General features: G+C 52.4%; 18 protein-coding genes. 7 read left to right on the forward strand and 11 right to left on the reverse strand.

What is annotated here, in order from left to right; genetic code table 11:
• Nucleotides 1–4: 4 nt before the first annotated feature.
• From MKZ32_RS00740 to MKZ32_RS00750, 3 genes are all read right to left on the reverse strand, one after another.
• A complete protein-coding gene (locus MKZ32_RS00740) occupies nucleotides 5–949 on the reverse strand; it encodes a homoserine kinase (RefSeq protein ID WP_239795508.1) in 945 nt (314 codons plus the stop codon).
• A gap of 15 nt (nucleotides 950–964) precedes the next feature.
• The gene (locus tag MKZ32_RS00745) at nucleotides 965–1387 is read right to left on the reverse strand and encodes a DUF2782 domain-containing protein (protein ID WP_239795509.1); all 423 of its coding nucleotides are present in this window, start codon (nucleotides 1385–1387) and stop codon (nucleotides 965–967) included.
• An 82-nt stretch (nucleotides 1388–1469) separates the two neighbouring features.
• Nucleotides 1470–2186 (reverse strand): LOG family protein, encoded by a 717-nt coding sequence (locus tag MKZ32_RS00750; protein WP_239795510.1) that lies wholly within the window; start codon nucleotides 2184–2186, stop codon nucleotides 1470–1472.
• Nucleotides 2187–2210: 24 nt separating this feature from the next.
• Between MKZ32_RS00750 and polA the strand changes: the two genes are divergently transcribed.
• Complete coding sequence (gene polA, locus MKZ32_RS00755) at nucleotides 2211–4949, forward strand: DNA polymerase I (RefSeq protein ID WP_239795511.1); 2739 nt, start codon at nucleotides 2211–2213, stop codon at nucleotides 4947–4949.
• A 395-nt stretch (nucleotides 4950–5344) separates the two neighbouring features.
• Nucleotides 5345–7408, forward strand: coding sequence for a GumC family protein (locus tag MKZ32_RS00760; RefSeq protein ID WP_239795512.1), 2064 nt, complete (start codon nucleotides 5345–5347; stop codon nucleotides 7406–7408).
• A gap of 322 nt (nucleotides 7409–7730) precedes the next feature.
• Here MKZ32_RS00760 and MKZ32_RS00765 read toward each other — a convergent pair whose 3' ends face one another.
• Genes MKZ32_RS00765 through sorA form a run of 3 tightly spaced genes read right to left on the reverse strand, consistent with a single transcriptional unit; the run spans nucleotide 7731 to nucleotide 9865 of the window.
• Nucleotides 7731–8201, reverse strand: coding sequence for an Lcl domain-containing protein (locus tag MKZ32_RS00765; RefSeq protein WP_239795513.1), 471 nt, complete (start codon nucleotides 8199–8201; stop codon nucleotides 7731–7733).
• 46 nt (nucleotides 8202–8247) lie between these two features.
• The gene (gene sorB, locus MKZ32_RS00770) at nucleotides 8248–8592 is read right to left on the reverse strand and encodes a SorB family sulfite dehydrogenase c-type cytochrome subunit (protein ID WP_239795514.1); all 345 of its coding nucleotides are present in this window, start codon (nucleotides 8590–8592) and stop codon (nucleotides 8248–8250) included.
• A 10-nt stretch (nucleotides 8593–8602) separates the two neighbouring features.
• The gene (gene sorA, locus MKZ32_RS00775) at nucleotides 8603–9865 is read right to left on the reverse strand and encodes a SorA family sulfite dehydrogenase catalytic subunit (RefSeq protein WP_239795515.1); all 1263 of its coding nucleotides are present in this window, start codon (nucleotides 9863–9865) and stop codon (nucleotides 8603–8605) included.
• 92 nt (nucleotides 9866–9957) lie between these two features.
• Here sorA and MKZ32_RS00780 point away from each other — a divergent pair, with 92 nt between their 5' ends.
• On the forward strand, nucleotides 9958–10158 hold the full coding sequence (locus tag MKZ32_RS00780) for a hypothetical protein (RefSeq protein ID WP_239795516.1): 201 nt from the start codon (nucleotides 9958–9960) through the stop codon (nucleotides 10156–10158).
• Nucleotides 10159–10238: 80 nt separating this feature from the next.
• Here the strand turns inward: MKZ32_RS00780 and MKZ32_RS00785 are convergent, their stop codons facing one another.
• The 5 genes from MKZ32_RS00785 to MKZ32_RS00805 form a co-directional block, all read right to left on the reverse strand.
• Complete coding sequence (locus tag MKZ32_RS00785) at nucleotides 10239–11333, reverse strand: GTP pyrophosphokinase (RefSeq protein ID WP_239795517.1); 1095 nt, start codon at nucleotides 11331–11333, stop codon at nucleotides 10239–10241.
• A 90-nt stretch (nucleotides 11334–11423) separates the two neighbouring features.
• Nucleotides 11424–12185 carry a 16S rRNA (adenine(1518)-N(6)/adenine(1519)-N(6))-dimethyltransferase RsmA gene (gene rsmA / locus MKZ32_RS00790; protein ID WP_239795518.1) on the reverse strand — a complete coding sequence of 254 codons (762 nt, stop codon included), beginning with the start codon at nucleotides 12183–12185 and terminating at the stop codon, nucleotides 11424–11426.
• 89 nt (nucleotides 12186–12274) lie between these two features.
• On the reverse strand, nucleotides 12275–13276 hold the full coding sequence (gene pdxA, locus MKZ32_RS00795; RefSeq protein ID WP_239795519.1) for a 4-hydroxythreonine-4-phosphate dehydrogenase PdxA: 1002 nt from the start codon (nucleotides 13274–13276) through the stop codon (nucleotides 12275–12277).
• Nucleotides 13276–14793, reverse strand: a complete 1518-nt coding sequence (locus tag MKZ32_RS00800) for a peptidylprolyl isomerase (protein WP_239795520.1) — start codon at nucleotides 14791–14793, stop codon at nucleotides 13276–13278. The genes pdxA and MKZ32_RS00800 overlap by 1 nt, the downstream gene beginning before the upstream one ends.
• Before the next feature lie 28 nt (nucleotides 14794–14821).
• Nucleotides 14822–17041 carry an LPS-assembly protein LptD gene (locus MKZ32_RS00805; RefSeq protein ID WP_239795521.1) on the reverse strand — a complete coding sequence of 740 codons (2220 nt, stop codon included), beginning with the start codon at nucleotides 17039–17041 and terminating at the stop codon, nucleotides 14822–14824.
• 69 nt (nucleotides 17042–17110) lie between these two features.
• Between MKZ32_RS00805 and MKZ32_RS00810 the strand changes: the two genes are divergently transcribed.
• From MKZ32_RS00810 to MKZ32_RS00825, 4 genes are read left to right on the forward strand one after another with little or no spacing between them, the layout of a single operon-like run.
• A complete protein-coding gene (locus MKZ32_RS00810; protein ID WP_239795522.1) occupies nucleotides 17111–18103 on the forward strand; it encodes an aminoglycoside phosphotransferase family protein in 993 nt (330 codons plus the stop codon).
• Nucleotides 18104–18108: 5 nt separating this feature from the next.
• The gene (gene murU / locus MKZ32_RS00815) at nucleotides 18109–18798 is read left to right on the forward strand and encodes an N-acetylmuramate alpha-1-phosphate uridylyltransferase MurU (RefSeq protein WP_275584306.1); all 690 of its coding nucleotides are present in this window, start codon (nucleotides 18109–18111) and stop codon (nucleotides 18796–18798) included.
• Entirely contained in the window at nucleotides 18791–20095 is a 1305-nt protein-coding gene (locus tag MKZ32_RS00820) for an aminopeptidase P N-terminal domain-containing protein (RefSeq protein WP_239795524.1), read from the forward strand. Before murU ends, MKZ32_RS00820 begins: the two co-directional genes overlap by 8 nt.
• Complete coding sequence (locus MKZ32_RS00825; RefSeq protein ID WP_239795525.1) at nucleotides 20092–21249, forward strand: FAD-dependent monooxygenase; 1158 nt, start codon at nucleotides 20092–20094, stop codon at nucleotides 21247–21249. The genes MKZ32_RS00820 and MKZ32_RS00825 overlap by 4 nt, the downstream gene beginning before the upstream one ends.
• The last annotated feature ends 75 nt before the right edge of the window (nucleotides 21250–21324 follow it).

The raw sequence follows: 21324 nt of genomic DNA on the forward strand, positions 1-21324 counted from the left end.
CTCGCTATAGCCAAATAACATTACTGTTCGCGGCGATGTGCCGTTGCAGAATGTATTTAAATTGATCTGGATTGTGTGCGTGTATCAGTTCATTTTCACGGGGCAAGTACATATCGTACAGGCGCGACAGCCAGAAACGCAGCGCTGCTGCACGTAAGGCAATTGGCCAAGCAATATATTCTTTTTTTTGCATTGGCCGCACCGCATGGTAGGCCTGCAACAGGGCTTGAGTGCGCGCCTCGTCCAGAATACTGTCTACGCCCATGCACCAGTCATTTACGGTAATGGCCACATCGTACAAGAGGCTATCGTTACAGGCGAAATAAAAATCGATCAGGCCGCCGATACGTGCACCCTCAAACAGTACGTTGTCGCGAAATAGGTCAGCGTGGATCACGCCTTGCGGTAGCGCGGCAAGCGTGTGTTTCTCGTGGAATGCGACTTCGCTTTCCAAGAGCGCTACGTCGGGCGGCGATAGAAACGGTGTTACCTGTGGCGCGGCACGCGCACGCCACATTGCATCATGTGCGTTGGGCATGGTTTCCGCAAAGTTCTGCGCTGCATTGTGTAATCGGCCCAGCATCCCGCCTATAGCGGCACAGTGGATCACCTCTGGATTCATCAACGACTTGCCTGACAAACGACTGACAATGCACGCAGACTTGCCATTCAGTTCGCTTAGGAATTGGTTATGCCGATTGGCTACTGGGCTGGGGCAAGGAATGCCGTGACGGGCCAAATGAGACATCAGATTGAGGTAGAACGGCAGTTCGCTGGCAGCAAGTTTTTCGAACAGCGTCAGCACGAAACGACCATTGCTGGTAGTGACAAAGTAGTTGGTGTTCTCGATACCCGAGGCGATACCTTGCAATTCCAGTAATTGGCCTAGCGAATAATCGTCCAGCCAAGAGATAAGTTCTGGCTCAGTGACACGGGTAAAAACTGCCATATTTCGGAACTCGTATCAGAATCTATGGATAACCCAGCGGGGTGGACGAAAACCTGGATCCAGATTTTGATAATGTGAAAACTTGCCATCGCCAAGGTCATCCACCAAATAATAGGGTGGTCCAACTTTCGGGGTAATCTTGATCATATAAAGTTTTCCGCCCATCCGGAATTCTTCAACGGTCTGTTCAGCCGGCTTGGTGGGGGTAATTTCGTTACCTAGAGCAGCGTCCGGTTCGTCGTCATCAACGGGCAATTTGGGCAACTGGAGTGGCAACGGCAACAGATTAGCGTCATGGGCGTTGCCATCAAGCGGGGGCGGCGGTGGCAATGGTTGCAGACCGGGCAGCTGAAGCGGTGCGGCGGAGGCTGCGCTGAGCAGGCCGCTCAGGAATAAGGTGATAATCAGGCGCATCATATTCCCTCGGAGATTTTCCATGGCTGCATTCTAGCCGATAAGAAAGAAAAAGACTTCTTAAAACGTCCCATTCCTTGAGCTTGTTCCTACATCTTTGCGCCCTTCACAGGTTCAACTGCATTTCACGCTCAGCCTCGGAAAGCTCAAAGCCGCGGGTTTCATAATGATTGAAAATGGCGCTGACTACTTCTGCTGAATTATCGATCACCTGAATCAGGTCCATGTCCTGCGGATTGATCATGCCTTCGGTGAGCAATGTTTGTCGGAACCAGTCCAGCATGCCGCGCCAAAATTCACTTCCCACCAGAATGATGGGAATGCGGCGTGTCTTGCCGGTTTGCACCAGAGTGAGTGCTTCCATCAGCTCGTCCAGCGTACCGAAGCCGCCAGGCATGACTACATAGGCACTGGCAAATTTAACGAACATGACCTTGCGCACAAAAAAGTGCTGGAAAGTCTGGCTGATATTTTGGTAGGGATTATTGTGCTGCTCGTGCGGTAATTGGATGTTCAGCCCTACACTGGGTGACTTGCCATAGAATGCGCCCTTGTTGGCCGCTTCCATAACGCCGGGTCCTCCGCCCGAAATAACGGAAAAACCCGCATCGGATAGCAGCCGCGCAATTTCTTCGGCTTTTTTGTAATAGGGATGATTCGGCTTGGTGCGTGCGCTACCGAAAATGCTGACGGCCGGCTGGATGATATTCAGTCGGTCAGTGGCAGATACGAATTCTGACATAATGCCGAATACACGCCATGCCTCTTTTGAATTCCATACTTCCGGTAATTTCGAAGAAGGCAGTTTGGACTGATTGCTCATGATTAAAGAACCCTTTTACAAAAAATGAAAACATTGCTGCTGGTTGATGGCTCGTCTTATCTTTATCGCGCATTCCATGCCATGCCTGACTTGCGCAGTCCGCATGGTGAGCCAACCGGGGCCATCTACGGTGTGCTTAACATGTTACGCCGCTTGCGCGCCGATTACCCAGCGGATTATAGCGCCTGCGTATTCGACGCTAAAGGCAAAACCTTCCGCGATGACTTATATGCCGACTACAAAGCGCATCGCCTTGCAATGCCAGAGGCTCTTGCCGCGCAAATTGCACCACTGCATCAACTTATCGCCGCCTCCGGCTGGAATATCCTGACGATTGACGGAGTGGAAGCGGACGATGTAATCGGTACACTGGCGCAGCAGGCAACAGTAGGGGGTGCACGCTGCATTATCTCCACTGGCGATAAAGACCTTACGCAACTCGTAAACAGCCAAGTGCAACTCGTTAACACCATGAGCAATGAAACGCTGGACGAAGCGGGTGTGCTGGCTAAATTCGGCTTGGCGCCAGAACATATCATCGATTACCTTACCCTAACCGGGGACACGGTAGATAACGTGCCCGGTGTACCTAAGGTTGGCCCCAAGACTGCTGTCAAATGGCTAAGCCAATATGGCACGTTGGATAATTTAATGGCACATGCACACGAAATTTCCGGGGCGGTGGGGAACAATTTGCGTAATGCACTGAACTGGTTACCGCGAGGCCGCATGCTAATTACCGTAAAGTGCGATGTTGAATTGCCCGTACATTTTGATGAATTGGTGGCGCCACCACAAGACAGCGTGCAACTTCGTAGCTTATTTGAACGTTGTGGTTTCAAAAGTTGGCTACGCGAACTTTCACATGCCGCACCTTCGCCCTCAGCAAAACAAACTGGGGAAGAGGATGGGATGCGGCAAGCCAGCATGTTTGCCGAAGAAGCACGTGTGCCTGCCCCGGTGCATTACGAAACGATCTTGACGGAAAAGCAACTCGACACTTGGCTGGAAAAAATCCTACGGGCCGAATTAGTGAGCATAAACACTAAAACCACCGCGCTGGACATGATGACCGCGCAGCTGGTGGGTATCTCATTTGCCATCCAACCCCATCACGCAGCTTATCTGCCGCTGGCCCATCATTACCCCGGGGCACCGGATCAACTCAGCCGTGAGCATGCGCTATTAAAACTCAAGCCGTGGCTGGAAAGCGCACAACACAAAAAACTGGGGCACGATCTCAAATATGATCAACACATCTTTGCCAACCACGCCATTCAGCTTGCGGGCATTGCAGAGGACACATTATTGCAATCTTATGTATTGGAAAGCCACAAATCGCACGATTTAGACTGCCTTGCGCTTCGACATCTCGGCGTGAAGACCATCAGCTATGCCGAAGTCGTGGGCAAAGGTGCTAAACAAATTTGCTTCGATCAAGTGGACTTGGCAATCGCTACAAACTACGCAGCAGAAAACGCTGACATCACTCTGCAACTCCATCAAGCACTTATTCCGCAGATCACGATGCAAGGTCGGCTGGATGAGGTGTACCGCAATATAGAGCTACCCGCACGGCAAGTGCTATACATCATGGAGCGTAATGGCGTATTGATAGACAGCGTCAAGCTGGGGGGACAGAGCCGCGAACTGGGCGAGAAACTCATTAACATTGAAACGCAGGCATACGCGGCGGCGGGGCAGCCATTTAATCTCAATTCGCCCAAGCAAATCCAGGAAATCCTGTTCGATAAACTCGGCCTGCCGGTTAAGAAAAAAACGCCCAGCGGCACGCCCTCCACTGACGAAGAGGTGTTGCAGGAACTGGCGCTGGATTATCCGCTACCCAAACTGCTGCTCGAATATCGTGGCATGGCGAAACTTAAATCCACCTACACCGACAAGCTGCCGCAAATGGTGAATCGCGAAACCGGGCGCGTGCATACCAGCTACTCGCAGGCTGTGGCAGTGACAGGACGATTGGCTTCCAGCGATCCCAACTTGCAGAATATCCCTGTGCGCACAATGGAAGGACGCCGCATTCGTGAAGCGTTCATCGCCCCGCCCGATAGCCGCATCGTCTCTGCCGACTATTCGCAAATCGAATTGCGTATCATGGCACATCTGTCCGGTGATCAGGGTTTGCTCAGGGCATTCGCGAATGCCGAGGATATTCATCTCGCCACTGCGGCAGAAGTTTTTTCCACTCCGCTAGATGCAGTGAGCAATGAACAACGGCGTTATGCCAAGGTCATCAACTTCGGCCTTATTTACGGCATGTCTGCCTTCGGCCTGGCTTCACAACTTAATATCGAGCGTAGCGCCGCGCAGCAATATATTGATCTCTATTTCATGCGTTACCCCGGCGTGGCCGACTACATGCAGCGCACGCGCCAGCAAGCTAAACAGCAAGGTTACGTGGAAACGGTGTTCGGGCGCAGATTGTGGCTGCCAGAAATTAATGGTGGCAATGGTATGCGCCGTCAAGCCGCTGAACGTGCCGCCATTAATGCGCCCATGCAGGGCACCGCAGCAGATTTAATCAAGCTGGCAATGGCCGCAGTGCAAAATTGGATAGAGCGCGAACAGTTGCATACTCGACTTATCATGCAAGTTCATGATGAACTGGTGCTCGAAGTGCCGGAGAATGAATTGGCGCTAGTAAAAGAAAACCTGCCTGGGCTGATGTGTTACGTGGCCGAGTTGAAGGTGCCGCTTGAAATTGGACTTGGTGAAGGCGAGAACTGGGAAGCAGCGCATTGAACGGCTTCGTTGTTGCTTGGCATGATGGGCTTAAGAAACCCCCCAGCGCCTGCACAGTTCAAGATTTTTTCGACCCCATCTGATTCCAGCCCGTCTTGCTCATCGCTCTTTATAATTGAGCTAACCTTCTCCATTATGCGTTTTTCGCGTAAGTAGTAAATAAAGAACCCAAAGCCAACAATTTTTGCTGCCGGTTGGGCACAAAATTTGTGAATTTTGGAGGACTTGCAGGTCAGGTTGACGACCAAACTGCTTTCCGATACATTCAACGCGTATGAAAAAGTGCGTTTAGTTTTGCTATACGCCAGCTCATCCCGCCATGAATTGGGCATCCTTCACTTCAAAGTCGGCTTGATTTGAGTCCTTGCACAGCCGCTGCCAGAAAGGTCTCAGCCATGTTTTCTTCTCCCACGCAGCGCGCCAACAGACGCAAATTTCTTGTTTTTTCAGGCACGTTTTTGGTACTCGCTGCCATCGGCCTGTTTTACAGCTATTCACGTCCCGCAATCTACCTGGCCGGCGCGCGGGTTCACATCAACCCCGGTGCGGTTCAGGTCGAAGCGGCCGTGTCCACCGGCGGCACGCAAGGCGCCAATGTTCCGCGCTCGCTCTTGAACGAGCTGCAAGTGCTGACCAGTCGCCCGCTGGTCAAGGCGGTGCTGGAAAAAATGCCCGATACACAACGTGACACCGCTTCCCGGTTGGGAGCGGACCCGGTTGCCGCCTTGCAAGCGGGGCTGCAGGCCAAGGTGGCCGAGGGTACGGATGTGGTCGAGGTGACATCACGTGGTCCCGATGCTGTACTTGCCGCCACGCTGGTCAATGAATTGGTTGTTGCCTACACCGGCCAGCTGCACGATGCCTATGCAAAAACCTTAGGCAGCTCGTTGGCCCAGATCAGTGACGAAGTCGCCCAACTTACCCAAAAGGTTCAAACCCAGCGCCGTCAGATGGAAGATTTTCGCCTGCGCCATAACATTGTCTCCTTCGAGCGCGAAGAAAACGAAGTTTTGGGCCGGATCAAGGGCCAAACCGAAGCGCTCAACAAAGCCCAGGAAAAATTGGCGATTGCTGAAGGCAAGCTGCGCGCGATGACCGAATCTGCAACCGCTGGCAGACCCATTGCAGCGCCAGTGCGAGCCAATGCCACGCTGGAAAATCTGGAGCAGCGCGCATCCCAGGCTCGCGAAGAGCTTAACGAGATGGGTCGTGGTTTCACGCCTGCATATTTGGCGATGGACCCACGCGCACGCGCGGTCAAATATCGTCTGGCCGAGCTAGAGCGTCAGATTGTCAACCAGCGGCAAATCAATGGGCAGGTGGCGCAATCGGACCAGAGTTCGGCGTTGGCTGACGCGCGTGACGAGGTCAACGCAGCGCGCGATACCATTGCCCGCATGACACAGCAGGCATCAGGCAACCGTGGTGAACTGCAGCAGTTTGCCTCCCGCTTCAATGAGTTTCGCACCATGCGTGATGAACTTGCGCCGCTGGAGTCGCTGCTGCGCGACGCGATCCAGCGCAATGCACGCCAAGAGGCGGGTGAGGCCTCGCGCAGGCCATCCGTGCGGGTGGTGGAGCCCGCTTTTGCACCGCGTGAGCCGTGGCAGCCGCAGTACGCGCGCGATGCGGCCATCGTGCTGGGCGGCGCATTTTTGCTGGCGCTGCTGGCGATGTGGGTGGTTGAACTGTTCAACCGGGTTGACGCGCCGCCCACCTGGGTCGTGTCCCAGCCATCGCCTTATCCGTCACCTTACCTTGGCAATCCGAGCTACGGCTTGGGATATGACCCGGGGCAGGCCAATGTGGCTGCGCTGGCGCACCGAATGCCGCTTGCGGTGGAATACGACGGGCGCGCGACGATGCTGCCGCCCGTGATCCACCCGCGCGAGTTGCTGCAAGAAGAGCTGGCAGGCATCCTGACCAATGCCTCGCCCACCGTGTTGCTGTTTGCCCACCTGCTGCTCAGGGGAGTCAGTCCGGAAGAGGCGGTCGCACTGCGCGGCAGCGATGTCAATACGGCGGCGCGGACACTGCACGTCGCAAGCATCCATGAAGGCAACGATTTGCGAACTGCAGCGCGCGACATTCCGCTGGACAGCACCTTACATGAGGTGATCGTCAATACTTTAAAAATCACCCCGGCAGGCGACGCGCAACCGTTGCTCGGCGATGCGAATGCCAAACCGGTTGCGCTCAATGATTTGACGACAGAACTGCTTTACGCGGCTCATGATGCGGGAGTCGACCAACCCGCTGAAGTCACGCCGGACGCGCTACGCCACACCTGCGCCGCCTTTCTGGCCCGTCAGGGCATTCGCATGGCAGACCTCGCCCGCGCGGTCGGACAAATGAGCACAACGCAGGCGGCCATCTATAGCGCCATGGCACCCGCCGGAAAGCGGTTGGGGCTGGAACAAGTGGAGCGCTTAATGTTAGCGGTGCGACAGGCCGCCTAGATTCGCTCGCTTTGCTGGGCAAAGGCTCTGGTGTCAAGTATCAAGTACATAGCAAATTCTCTCTATCATTCGAGAGCTATATGCCTGTTTATTTCTGTTGAGGTTGGAATCGGATTTAAAGTCGGTTTCATACACCCGTGATATGAGTTTGCTGATATTGAATCTGTCAACTGATTCTGAGAGCCCGCCAAGCCAAGCATGAGCGAGGCAGCTGGCAGCGCGGATGTGGGGTTAGAACAGGTGATGGAGTAAATTGTTATGTGAGCGGTGAGATGTTGGGCTTCATTTCATCCGCCCAACCTATTCAGCACAACTTTGCGCGCTACTTAACACAAGACACGTGGCTGACGCCGTTTTCGTCACCGTAGTTGGTGATGCCGCCCTCCAGGTTGACGATAAACTGGAGGCCAAAAACAGTGCCGGGCGTGGATGACCAAACGTCGTACAGCGTCCAACCCTGAGAACGTAGTGCTGAAACATTACTGCGGTAAGCAATCTCATGACGAATACCTAGCGTACTTCCATCATACCGAGTGAGTGCGACCAGTTCATCTTTAGTTGGCAGACGCCATTTATATCCCAGTGCCGTGGATGATGAGCAGATATTTATAGCCTCAGCCAAGGTGACGGGAGTAGCTGTAATGGGTGCCCAAGTGAGCCCTCCATTGATGATGTAACCAGGAGGTAATTTTGCTGGTGCCGCGCTTGGCACCTCCGGTTTTTTTAGCGTATCCGCCCACGCCACGTTCAAAGTTAACAACAAGGCGGTCAAAGTTATGATTAGTTTTTTCATGTGGCGATAGTACGCTTCATGCACACTTAGAACAAGTATGTATGCATCAAAGAGTGGGGGCCATCGCCCCGCTGCTGCGTTCGGCGCCATAGGTTTTGACCAGATAGTCGACGATTGCAGGGATATCTTCGTCTGCAATCTTCGCGCCAAATGGTACCCTCATTTTCTTGACGGTGGCCTCCCAATAGCCGCGCGGCGAAGCGGACGGCTGCGACTGGATGAAATGAACCGAGTGGCAAGTTATGCAATTGCGTTGGGCCAGCAGGTAGCCGGGTAGTTCGCTCGGCTTGAAGACGGCGGTTTCGGGCGGTAGCTGGATATCGAGGGCAATTGCAGAGTAAGGTGCAAGGGCACTCGCCACCAGCAGCATGCGAATCAGGGCGTATTTCATGCACTTTTTCTTAAACAGCAACGACGTGGGTCGACTCGACCACATTGCGCATATAGCCACCCGAGTTTACCAATGGGCTGAGCGGCTGGCCCTGACCGATCCAGTTGACCGCCCGCACCAGAAATTCGTGGTTCCCTTTGTGTTTTGGCGTGAACGCCACGCTCCATTCGCGAAAGGAGTACCTGCCCAGATCCTTGCCCAGTTGAGCGGCCTGCCAGTTCTTGCCGCCGTCGGGCGAAAATGCAACCTCGGTCACGCCGTACCCGCCATCAAAGGCGATCCCGCGCACGATGACCTGGCGTCCGTTCTTGATTTGCATGCCGTTGGTCAGGCTGGTCACGAACGAGCGTACGTTCATGCGGTTGATCGGCGTAGTCTTGACGGACTCTTTTCCCGGCTCGATGCAGGCGCACGGATTATCCGGAATGCGATAGGCCTTGCTCATCCAGAATCCATCGAATACCTTGCCGGTTACTGTAATGTCGGACAGGTGTTTCACCCAATAAGTGCCGTAGTAGCCGGGGACGACCAGCCGCACGGGATAGCCATTCAGCAGAGGAAGGTCGGCGCCGTTCATTTGCCACGCCAGCATGACTTCACCGTCGAGCGCGTGATCGATATTCAGTGCCTTGATGAAATCGGGCACATTACCTAAGGGCGGCGCGTCGAGGCCATTGAATACGACCTGCATCGAGCCTGCTTTTAGGCCCGATTTTTCCAGCACCTTGCGCAGCGGGATGCCGGTCCAGCGCGCGTTACCCATGGCACCGTTCGAGAGCTGGCCACCGTTGACGCGCGGTGTAAAGTGGCCCCGGCTGTTACCGGAACACTGATTGACAGCGACCAGATCGACCGCATCGGCCATTTGCTTGAGGTTGGCAAGCGACAAGTCGAGCGGTGTATTGACGTTGCCGCCGATGCGCAACCGATAGTTCGACGCATCGATCGAGGTGGGGATGCCGCTCCAGTGATAGCGTACGAAGAACGCGTCATTGGGCGTAATCACCCCTTCGTTGAATACGCTGAATGGGGTTTCCAGCTGTGGCGGGCGAGCAGTGAGCACGATCAGCGGACGCTTTTGCGGGTATGCGACGAGATCACGCTCACCATTTTCGAACGGCAACGTGACGTGACCGGATTCTCCAGCAAGCGCCGTCAATACCGTGCTGCCGAACGAGGTTGCAGCGCCCAAGGTACCCGCCTGCCTGAGAAGCCTGAGAAAGGCGCGCCGCTGTAATGCAGCCGCTGTCAACACCAAAGTAGGCTTCACCATGCTGATCTCCGTTATTGTTATTCAATCGGTCAACGCACATTGCCGTTGCCGAGTATAGCGAAAATCTCGATTTCGGCTCTAGGGGATTTGTAATGGGCAATGCGATCGTGAGCGCTGCTATGTTATTTAGTATGGCGCTTGGCCTGCAAGCACCTTGGCAAGTGAACGATATTTCGTTTGCCGCCAAGCTCGGTAGGTGGGATATCTGCATGACATACCTCCGAAATGAATTGCACATTAACTTGGCGGATGTGAGGAATGGCAGTATCGAATTGGCGTGGGCAAATAGGTGATGGAGTAGATGGTGGCGAGGGGTCAGATGTTGGGCTTCATTTCATTCAGCCAAACCGGGCTAGTATGAAGTAGAAATAACTTAAGAGTCCTCAGGAGGAGATGGATCATAATGTCCGATACTGATGCTGTTCTCCGAGAATTTTTTTAGAAAATCTCTGTACCGAAGGGGAAACCACGAACTACCTACCCATGGATGACGGGAGATGAACGCCTCCCCCATACTAGCAAGCAACATGAATTCAAAACGAAGTAACTGACCCTGTCGATTTCCATAAATAATCCGGCTGAGTTGGTCATCCTTGTACGGATCAATGCATTGGTCTACTTGTTCCAGTGAAGTAAACCCAAGGCGAAGCAGGAGACGGACGGTCCAGTCATATGAGAAATCTGACATTCTTCCGTCCGAGCCTAGTTTCTTATCTAAGTACGACTTTATAGAATTTGGGGTTATTTCGACGGCCTGCAATTTATCAGCGGAAATTAGATCAGTGACGCGCGAAGTTAGGTCACGATCTGCGTCCTGTATAGCCTGAAATTCTCGATCTGCAATTTCTAGTAGACCAGCCAACGTCATAAAGCGTCGCTTGATATCCCGTGGAATTGTAATTGAAGATTTATACTGAATATCATGCTCAATCTCTGCCCATGTGTGCTGCAAAATTGTTCGCACCTGAACCTCAATCTTCGCATTTTCAAATCGTTGGTACTCAGGTAGCGATGTTCGAACGTTACCAAGTTTAATGAGATAGTGAACACTTTGGTAACCAAAGCGTTCCTCCTCTATAAGACTCTCGCCCTTGTCAAAGTGTTCAATTACTGAAAATTCCTCGCGCAACATCTCATCGATTTCTTTGATAGTTCGCGGGAAGAATGTGATTATTCTTATCGCCGCTTGATCAGATATTTGCTCCAGTGGCTGCGGATACATAGGTTGATTTGGGCCATTCTTGGACGGTTTTGCAGCCTTGCGACCAAAACTAGCTGGATCTTTAGCGCGTGCCTCGATGGAATGAATTTTAATGTAGCGACGCTTAAGTGCTTCTTCGGCAATTCTCTTTGAAGACGCGGCGAGTTCAGAATAAAAACCCATCACATGCATGTACTCGACGACAGCTACTTGTTCGTGCCTAGAAAAATCAAACTTCTCAGGTTGTTCTTGCTTAGGATTGCCCATAGATAAATTAAGCCTCACTTAAACTGCACGAATATATGGGGAAGCAATCAACATTGATTTTCCATGATCTAGACCAAGACATTCGTCTTATCAACTGCATTCATTGGTGATGCGCGCGAACTCTGCCACTCCTAGGTTTTCCGCGCGCAATTGCGCATCTATTCCCAATCGGACGAAATCATCCTCCGTCAAATAGGCCTTGAGCGTATTACGCAGGGTCTTGCGCCGTTGCCCGAAGGCTGCGGCGACAATTTGTGCAAATAATTTTTCGTTTTGCACCAGCACTTCGCTTGCTGGCAGCGGGATCATGCGCACAATGGCAGAATCCACTTTGGGTGAGGGCCGAAAAGACTCCGGCGGAACGTCGAGTAACTTTTCCATGTGGAAACGGTATTGCAGCATCACCGACAAGCGACCATAGGCAGGGGTTGATGGTTCGGCCACCATGCGTTCTACTACTTCGTTCTGCAACATAAAGTGCATGTCGTGTATGCGCTCGCAGTAGCCTGAGAAGTGGAACAACAGCGGCGAAGAAATGTTATAGGGCAGATTGCCGACAATGCGCAAGGGCGCGGGCAATTGCGCCAGATCAAATTTAAGTGCGTCTCCCGCATGGATGATTAGCTTCTCCTGCGGGTAGTCTTTTTCCAGGTGAGTGATAATGTCGCGATCGATCTCTACTACATGCAGTTGATTAAGTCGCTGTAGTAATGGGCGAGTCAGCGCACCTAGGCCGGGACCGATTTCCACCATGATATCAGCGGCTTCCGGGCGGATTGCGCGGACGATGTCGGCTATGATTTGCTCATCCACCAGGAAATTTTGACCGAATCTTTTACGTGCTGTATGCATTGGTGTACCAGGAAATTCTCATTCCTGTGAAAGTGGAAATCCAGTCAAAAAACTGGATCTTTGCTTTCGCGAGGATAACGACTTCTAGATCAAGGGAGGGCTGGATCATACAGCCCTCCATGTTGGGCCATATCTGCCGCCATCTTGATAGCTTCAAGCAAGCTGCCTGCCTCAGCGCGCCCACTTCCGGCCAGTTCCAGCGCTGTACCGTGATCTACGGAAGTACGAATGATGGGGAGGCCCAGCGTTACATTCACACCCCGCCCGAAGCTGGCGTATTTCAATACCGGCAGCCCTTGATCGTGGTACATGGCCAGTACGCAGTCGCATTGTGCAAGCCGTTGTGGGGTGAAAAGCGTGTCGGCGGGTAAGGGTGCGCTAACATTCATGCCTTGCGCGCGCAACCGATCCAGCACCGGAATCATGATGTCGATTTCTTCGCGTCCAAGATAACCTCCCTCACCTGCATGAGGATTGAGTCCGGCAACCAGAATGCGAGGCTTGGCAATGCCGAAACGCCGCGTAAGATCACATTGAATAACGTGCAGCACATTTTCCAATAATGCAGGTGTAATAGCGTCGGCTACTTGCCGCAAAGGTAGGTGAGTAGTGGCTAGCGCCACACGCAGGCCGCCGCCCACAAGCATCATTACTACTTGTTCGGCATGCAACTTTTCCGCTAGAAATTCGGTGTGTCCAGTGAAAGGAATGTCGGCATCATTAATGATGCCTTTGTGTACAGGCAAGGTGACCATGCCAGCGAATTCTCCCGACTGGCAACCTTGCATCGCGCGAATTAGCAGATTGAGAACATAAGGACTGTTGGCTGAGTTTAGCTGGCCCACCTGAACGGGTTGTGCCGTTGGCACATGCAGCACGCGCAAATGACCGAATGGCAGAGGCAATATTTGCTGCGGATTATAATCATGCCATTGAATATTTAGCCCAAGCAGCGCTGCGCGCTGTTGCAGCATGTGCTTGTCGGCCAGCACCACCAGTGCTTGCTCATGTTGGGCCAATTGCAAACATAGGTCGGGGCCAATGCCAGCTGGCTCCCCGGCGGCAACAGCCAACAACGCGGCCTGCGCCATCAGAGTGCTTGTTCGAGTCGATACTCGATGGTAGCCCCGTCGCGTAACTGGCGCAGCCAGTCCTGATACGCAGCATCGGATTTATCGGCACGTATCGCCATTTGCGCCTGTTTCTTTTTCTCTTTCACACTTACATCGGTGCTGCGGCGGTCCAATACCTGAATCAGATGCCAGCCGAAGGTAGACTGCACAGCGCCACTCATCTGTCCGATTTCCAATTGATTCATCGCGGCCTCAAATTCAGGCACCGTATCACCGGGTGAAATCCAGCCCAAATCGCCGCCCTTCGCGGCACTGCCGTCCTCGGAATAAAGTTTGGCCTGCTTGGTAAAGTCAGCGCCCTTCTCTATTCGCTGCTTGATGACCAACAGACGGCTCTTGGCTTCATTTTCTGGCACCAGTTCGCTGGTTTTGATCAAGATGTGACGTGCTTCGGTCTGTCCGATGACGATTGAATTCTCTTTGCTGCGTTTCTCAAGTAGTTTGAGGATGTGAAAACCGTTAGGGCTACGAAACACCGGGCTGGTCTCGCCGGGGGCCATCTTTCTCAATATTTCCATAAAAATGGCAGGCGTACGATCAGCTGATCGCCAGCCTAGATTACCGCCCTCTAAGGCGTCCTTGGCATCAGAAAATCCTGCAGCCACCTGAGCGAATTCCGCGCCACCGCGCAATTGTGCCAAGGCTTGATCGGCACGTTGTCGGGTAGCCTGGATTTTATCGGCACTGGCCTGCTCCGGTACCAGTACCAAAATGTGTGCTAAATGGAATTCCTCACCCTTACCTAATTGCTTGGCCTGGTTATTAAGGTAATTATCGACCTCGCCCTCGCTGATCACCAATTTACTGTCCACTTCGCGCTCACGCAGACGAGCATAAATAATTTCGCCTCGAATTTCCTCTCGAAATTTTTTGAAGTCCACGCCTTCCTTTTCCAACTGAGCGCGAAACTCGGTCAACGAGGGGAATTTATTTTCCTTGGCGATGCGCTGCATGGTTTTGTCGAGCTGAATATCATCAATGCGGATGCCGGTTTCTTTGGCAAACTGGACTTGCAACATTTCCGTGATCATGCGTTCTAGTAACTGTTTTTTCAACATATCTATGGCCGGTAACGCAGTGCCCTGTTTTTTCAACTGGCGCTCTACGATGCCGAGCCGGTCTTCAAGTTCGTAGCGGGTAATCGCATCGTTGTTTACCACAGCGACAATCTGATCGATCAATACAGGCCCTGTTTGTACCGTGATTTTTTTTGTTATATCAGGGGTTTGTAAATCAACGGCAGGTGGTAAGGTTGGATTCTGCGACGATAGTTTTTTTGCTGTGCCGGGGGCCGGCACATCAGTTGCAGGGGTTGCAGGAGTTATAGAGGGTGCAGGAGTTGTAGAAGGTGTAGTCTGAGTTGGCGCTTTGATTTTTTTTGTTGTACCGGAGGTTTTCTGCAAGCCAGCGGCATAGACGTTTGCCGTGCAGGCTAGTGACAGAAGGAGTGCCAGCATCAACTTGATATGCAGCATAATGATCTTTTTCCTAAGTGAAAATTTGTTAACGCAATCCCTGCTCTGAACTTACAACTGGGGCTTGGTTCAATTTTGTAAAGCCGGCAATGCTCTGACGCAATGCATTCAATGGGTCGGAGCCTACCCTGACCAGACCATTTAATTCCAATTGTGCGAAGATACCGGTTGAAAGTTCATTGGTGGCAGTGGCAAAACGTTGTACCACCAGTCGTGCTGTCCAACAGCTTTCATTATACTCGAGCCCGGTCAGCAGCTCCAAAATACGGTTATCTTGTAGGGAATAATTCCAGCGGGCCATCGCACTCCAACGTCTCGACAATGGCCACTGGGTGGATATGTCCACCTGTCTCAGGCTGTCACGCGTAAAGCGGTAACCTAGGTTGAGGACCTTCCCACTTTCCGGCTGGTAACGTGCTCCCACGTTTAATTTTTCTTCGCGCGCTTGGTTGGGGTTGTACTGGAAAGCGCTGTTCAGTGACCACTTCGGTGTAATTCGGCCTAAGATAGCAAGCAAAATGTCTGATTTGTTGTTGGTCGCTACCTCGGGGGCCACTAGATTTACGAGTGGGGTCTTAAAGCTGTAGCGTTGGCCTATGGCTACGCGCAACCGCTCCGCGCCGGTATTCGCCTCAAGCAGGCGCGAGGTAAGCGACAGCGTAACTTGTTTGGCATCACCAATGCGATCGCTACCAAAAAAACGATTTTCGGTGAACATCTGGGCAAAGTTGAAGTCCGCCTGGGCTGTGTCGAAATTCGGCACCAGGTTTTGATTGCGGTATGGGATGTATAAGAAATAAGCGCGCGGCTCCAGTGTCTGCACATAATTCTGTCCGCCAAGATTCCAATCACGTTCCAGCACCACGCCGCTGTCCAGGCTGACAATTGGCAAGGTACGGTTGGTATCGGGTAGCGCCCCCAAATTGTTTGCACCCAGCGAATAATGAGTGTAGTGCACGCCAAATTTTGGAGTCACATAAAACGAGGGCGTGGCTATCAGCGGGTAGCTCACGCTGGGATACATTACTAGACGCTGCCCACTAACGGCAGTGGGATGGCTGAAATTTACAAATTCTCCGGTAAACGCCATATTTGACCCAGCCACCGGACGGAGCGCGCCCAAGGTTATTTGCGGCAAGCGGCGATATGGCTCCACCACTGGCGCGGCCGGATCCTGCAAGGTTTGATAGCTCTGCATCCGTGCCGCTGCATTCCACCAGCCCCCGCCATAGGACAGTACGCCTTCACGTACCAGATTGGTTAGTGACGTACTGCTTATTGTGTTCGACAGATCACGGAAATAGGCATGATCTGATACATAGTTGAAGTTTGTCGATGCGTTAAACCCATAACCCAGATTTTGTACATGCTTGAGTGATGTCCGCAAACGGGTGCTGTTAGTAAGCGCATCATTGGGTAATATGTCCACATGAGCCTCACCAGCATAATTTGTGCCCATGTAACGTAATTCGTTATTAAGCATCAGGCCCCGCTTGGCCATGGCGCGCGGTGCAATGGTTGCATCACGGTTGGGCGCAATATTCCAGTAATAGGGCAGCGTCACTTCAGTACCACTCTTTGCGGTACTACCGAACACCGGACCAAGAAAACCCGATTGACGTTTGTCACTGAGCGAAAAATCCATCCACGGCATATACAAAATAGGCACACCCAGAAACTCCACCCGGGCGTTGCGTGCCACCCCCACTTGGCGGGCGCTGTCAATTTCCAGCTGACTTGCCTTTAACATCCAGTCGTCATTACCTATGGGACAGATGGTATATGCCACATTCTGTACGGTGTATTTTTGCCGGCCTTCCATATGCAGGATATCGGCGCTCCCGCGCGAATTGTTGGCGGCCAGCTGAAATGCCGGTTTTGTCATATCGCCGATATTTGTGTCCAGATTAAGCTTTACATGCGGGCCCTGCATTTTGATGCCGTTCTGCTCTACGCGCACCGCGCCATCGGCAACCAACTCTTTGCTGAGTTGCTGGTATATCACGCGATCGGCAAAGATAGCCTGCCCGCGCTTGCGTACCTCGACCTCGCCGCTAGCAACGATCTGGTTTTCAGTCTGACCTTCCACGCGCTGTGCCGAAATAAAAGCTGGGGTCTCTTCGTCGCCTTTTGGCAAATTCATGAAAGTACGATCGAGTTTCAGCAGCAATACTTCGCCTTCGGCATAAACCACAGGCATAAAAGCATAGAGCAAGGAAAACGCAACGAGGTTAAGGCGAAAATGCATTGAGCAGGGTCGACAAATTAAGGTGCTAAAATCGCACAAATCCACGATTTAGGCAATCCAAAATCAATAATGAAACGTCAACAACAGATTAAAACATGGCTGCATAGTAAATTTCCCGATAGTTTATTCGATATTTCACCCGCTTCTGCCGATGCCAGCTTCCGCCGCTACTTTCGCGCTACTTTCGTCGACCGAACATTGATAGTGATGGACGCACCGCCTCAACATGAAGACTGTTGTTCGTTCATCCATGTCGCTCAACTGTTTGGTGCAACAGGTGTGCATGTGCCGCAGGTGCTGGCACAGGATCTGGAACAAGGCTTTCTGTTGCTGACTGATTTGGGCAGCACTACTTACCTGCAAGCACTTAATGCCAGCAATGCACACGAACTATACGGTGCCGCCACTGATGCGTTGATCACTATTCAGCTAGCGAGCCGTGAATTTGAATTGCCACCCTACGATAAGGCACTGCTTATGCGCGAAATGTACCTGTTTCCGGAATGGTATGTCGCTAAACATTTGCAAGTTATGCTGGACGAGAAACAAAACGCGGCATTAGAAACCGTATTTCAGCGCATTCTTCAAAACAACTTGGCACAGCCGCGTGTGTTTGTTCATCGTGATTACCATTCACGTAACTTGATGGTTAGCACACCTAACCCGGGTATTTTGGATTTTCAGGATGCGGCCTATGGGCCAATCACTTATGACCTGGCTTCGCTGTTTAAAGACGCTTATATTCGCTGGGAAGAAGCGGAAGTGCTGGACTGGCTAATTCGTTATTGGGAAAAAGCGCGCAAGTCCGGGCTGCCGGTACACAGTGACTTTTCGGATTTTTTTCGGGATTACGAATGGATGGGCGTCCAGCGGCATTTGAAAGTTCTGGGTATCTTTGCGCGGCTATATCACCGGGACGGCAAGGACGGTTACCTGAAAGACTTACCGCTGGTGATGGATTATTTGCGCCGCGCTTGTGAACGTTACGTGGATTTAAAGCCGCTACTGCATATACTGGATATCCTGGAGAAAAAGCAACCAGTCGTGGGATACACCTTTTGAAAGCCATGCTGCTGGCCGCTGGACGTGGTGAACGCATGCGTCCTCTCACCGATCACACCCCCAAGCCCTTATTGAAAGCCGGCGGCAAGCCGCTCATTGTGTGGCATATCGAGAATATGGCAAGAGCGGGCATCTGTGATCTGGTAATAAATCACGCCTATCTCGGCAATCAAATCGAAGCTGAGTTAGGAGGCGGGGGTCAGTTCGGCATACGCATCCACTACTCAGCGGAGAATCCCGTCCTTGAAACGGCAGGGGGCATTGCTAATGCGTTGCCTTTATTGGGTGATGCGCCGTTTGCCGTTATCAACAGCGACATTTATTGCGACTATGATTTTGTTCAACTTCCCGAACTCGCAGCTACACTCAGAGCAAGCGGCGATACTGCACATCTGGTGTTAGTCAACAATCCTGTGCACCATCCCAACGGGGATTTCGGTTTAAGCAGTGGCAGAGTAGTCAATAATGCACCCGCATTTACCTTCAGTGGTATAGGAATTTACCAGCCCGGCTTATTCGCAAATATCCCACGCGGCACCATTGCACCTCTTGCGCCGCTATTACGCGCCCAGATTGCGTTAGGTAAGGTGAGCGGCGAACATTACCGGGGCCGCTGGCTGGATGTGGGAACGCCGCAACGCCTTGAAAAACTCGACAACGAATTACGTTCACAGCACAATGCCGCTCATGTTTAATACCTCTCTTTATGCCAGCCGTCGTAGCCGTCTTATTAGTCAGATGCAGCGTGGCGTTGCTGTAATTCCTACCGCACCGGAAGTATTGCGCAATGGGGATGCGCATTATCCTTATCGTTTTGATAGCCACTTCCACTATCTTACCGGCTTTGATGAGCCGGAAGCCGTACTCGTACTGATTGCTGGTGCCGTCCCGCAGTCCATCCTGTTCTGTCGCGCGAAAGATATAGAGCGCGAAATATGGGATGGTTTTCGCTACGGGCCAGACGGTGCGAAAGAAAAATTTGGTTTCGACGCTGCATTTCCCATCGCACAGCTGGATGAAAAGCTCACCGGACTGATGGGCAACCAGCCCGCACTGTTCCATCCGCTTGGCGCCCATGCCCCGTGGGACGACCGCATTCTTGCGCTGCGCGCCTGTGTGCAGGCACAGGTGCGCAGTGGCATAACCGCGCCCAATGAGATTCATGACATACGCATGCTGCTTGATGAAATGCGTTTAATTAAAGATAGCGATGAACTTGGCATCATGCGACGTTCCGCCACTATTTCGGCCGCTGCGCATATCCGTGCGATGCGCGCCACCCGCCCCGGCAAAATGGAATATGAGATCGAGGCAGAGCTGCTGCATGAATTTCGCAAAAACGGTGCGCAAGCGCCTGCCTATACCTCAATAGTTGCCGGCGGTGCCAATGCCTGCGTATTGCACTACATCAGCAACAATGCACTATTACAAGACGGCGAATTATTGCTGATTGATGCGGCCTGCGAAGTCGATGGCTATGCTGCAGATATCACCCGTACCTTTCCGGTAAATGGTCGTTTTAACGGTGCACAAAAAGACGTCTATGAGTTGGTATTATCTGCACAGATCGCCGCCATTGCAGCCGCACGTCCCGGCGCACACTGGAACGAGCCGCATGACACTGCCGTGTGCGTGTTGGCGCAAGGCTTTGTCGACCTTAAGCTATGCCATGGCAGCGTCGAGGCTGTGCTCGAAAGCGGCAGCTATAAACGCTTCTACATGCATCGTACCGGCCACTGGCTTGGCATGGATGTGCACGATGTCGGGACATACAAACTGGACAATAATTGGCGCGCGCTGCAACCCGGCATGGCACTTACGATCGAACCGGGCTGTTATATCCGTCCGGCAGAGGATGTGCCGCAAGCATTCTGGAATATCGGTATCCGCATTGAAGATGATGTGGCCATCACCGCACAAGGCTGCGAAGTGCTGACCGAAGCCGTACCCAAAGCTGTAACGGCCATTGAAGATTTGATGAGACAGCCATGAATGCACATTGCGACATCGCGATAATCGGGGGTGGCCCGGTTGGCACCGCATTGATGCTCGCATTGCGCGACAGCGGGTTGCAGATTGTCATGCTGGAAGCGCGCAAAATGGAACACGTGAGCGCTGACCCGCGTGCCTTAGCGTTGTCCAGTGGTAGCCGTCAGTTACTGGAGAGACTCGGTGTATGGAAGGGGATTACACAAGTTTCGTTAATCAAGACCATTCATGTTTCACAGAAAAATTCTTTCGGCCGCACCCTGTTACGTGCCAAAGAACTCAAAGTGCCGGAACTGGGCTATGTGCTGCCCTACACGGCGCTGCAAAACGCATTACAAAGTGCTTTAAAGGGGAGCAAATCAACTTGTCTCACTGGCGCCGTTGTTACGCAACTACAAAGCACATCGAATGGGGCATCCATTCACTATCAGCATGCAGGGATCGACCACCAACTTGAAGCGCGTTTAGCAGTGGTAGCCGATGGGGGAAAGTTGCTGGAAGCCGCTCATCCGCCGGAGATTCGCGATTACGGTCAAAGTGCCGTCATTGCACATGTCACCTGCACCCATCCGCAGCCGGATATTGCGTTCGAACGCTTTACTATGCAGGGACCGTTGGCATTGTTGCCGTTCAGGGACGGTTATGAACTGGTCTGGACTGCGCCACATGAAATGGCGCAAGAAATACTGCGCTGGAATGATGCCGCTTTTCTTGCCCAATTGCATCAACACTTCGGTGATCGAGCTGGTAAATTTTTAACTATTGGGGAACGCGCCTGCTTCCCGCTGCGGCTCAAACGCGCGCCCAAAATCACGCTGCCGCACACAGTATTGATTGGCAATGCTGCACAGACGTTGCATCCCGTGGCCGGGCAAGGTTTCAACATGGGGCTGCGCGACGCGTGGGAATTGGCGCAAGAAATTCTCAATTGCGCACCAGAGACACTTGGTTCTGATGCTATGCTTACCAACTATCGCAAACAACGTCAATTTGACCGCCAGGCCGGTATACATTTCACCGATGGTCTGGTGCGTCTTTTCTCCAATGATCTGTTGCTGCTTAAATCAGGACGCGCGGCTGCACTTACGTTACTGGACTGTCTGCCGGGCGCGAAAAAATTCGTAGCAAGACGTATGATGTTCGGAACCAACGGATAGAACCATGTCTGCCCAGCTGGGGAAGCGCTGATTAACTCGCGTTTCAGAATTTAACAAATTTAAAAATCAATTGGT

Source organism: Candidatus Nitrotoga arctica, from assembly GCF_918378365.1.
Taxonomy (GTDB): domain Bacteria; phylum Pseudomonadota; class Gammaproteobacteria; order Burkholderiales; family Gallionellaceae; genus Nitrotoga; species Nitrotoga arctica.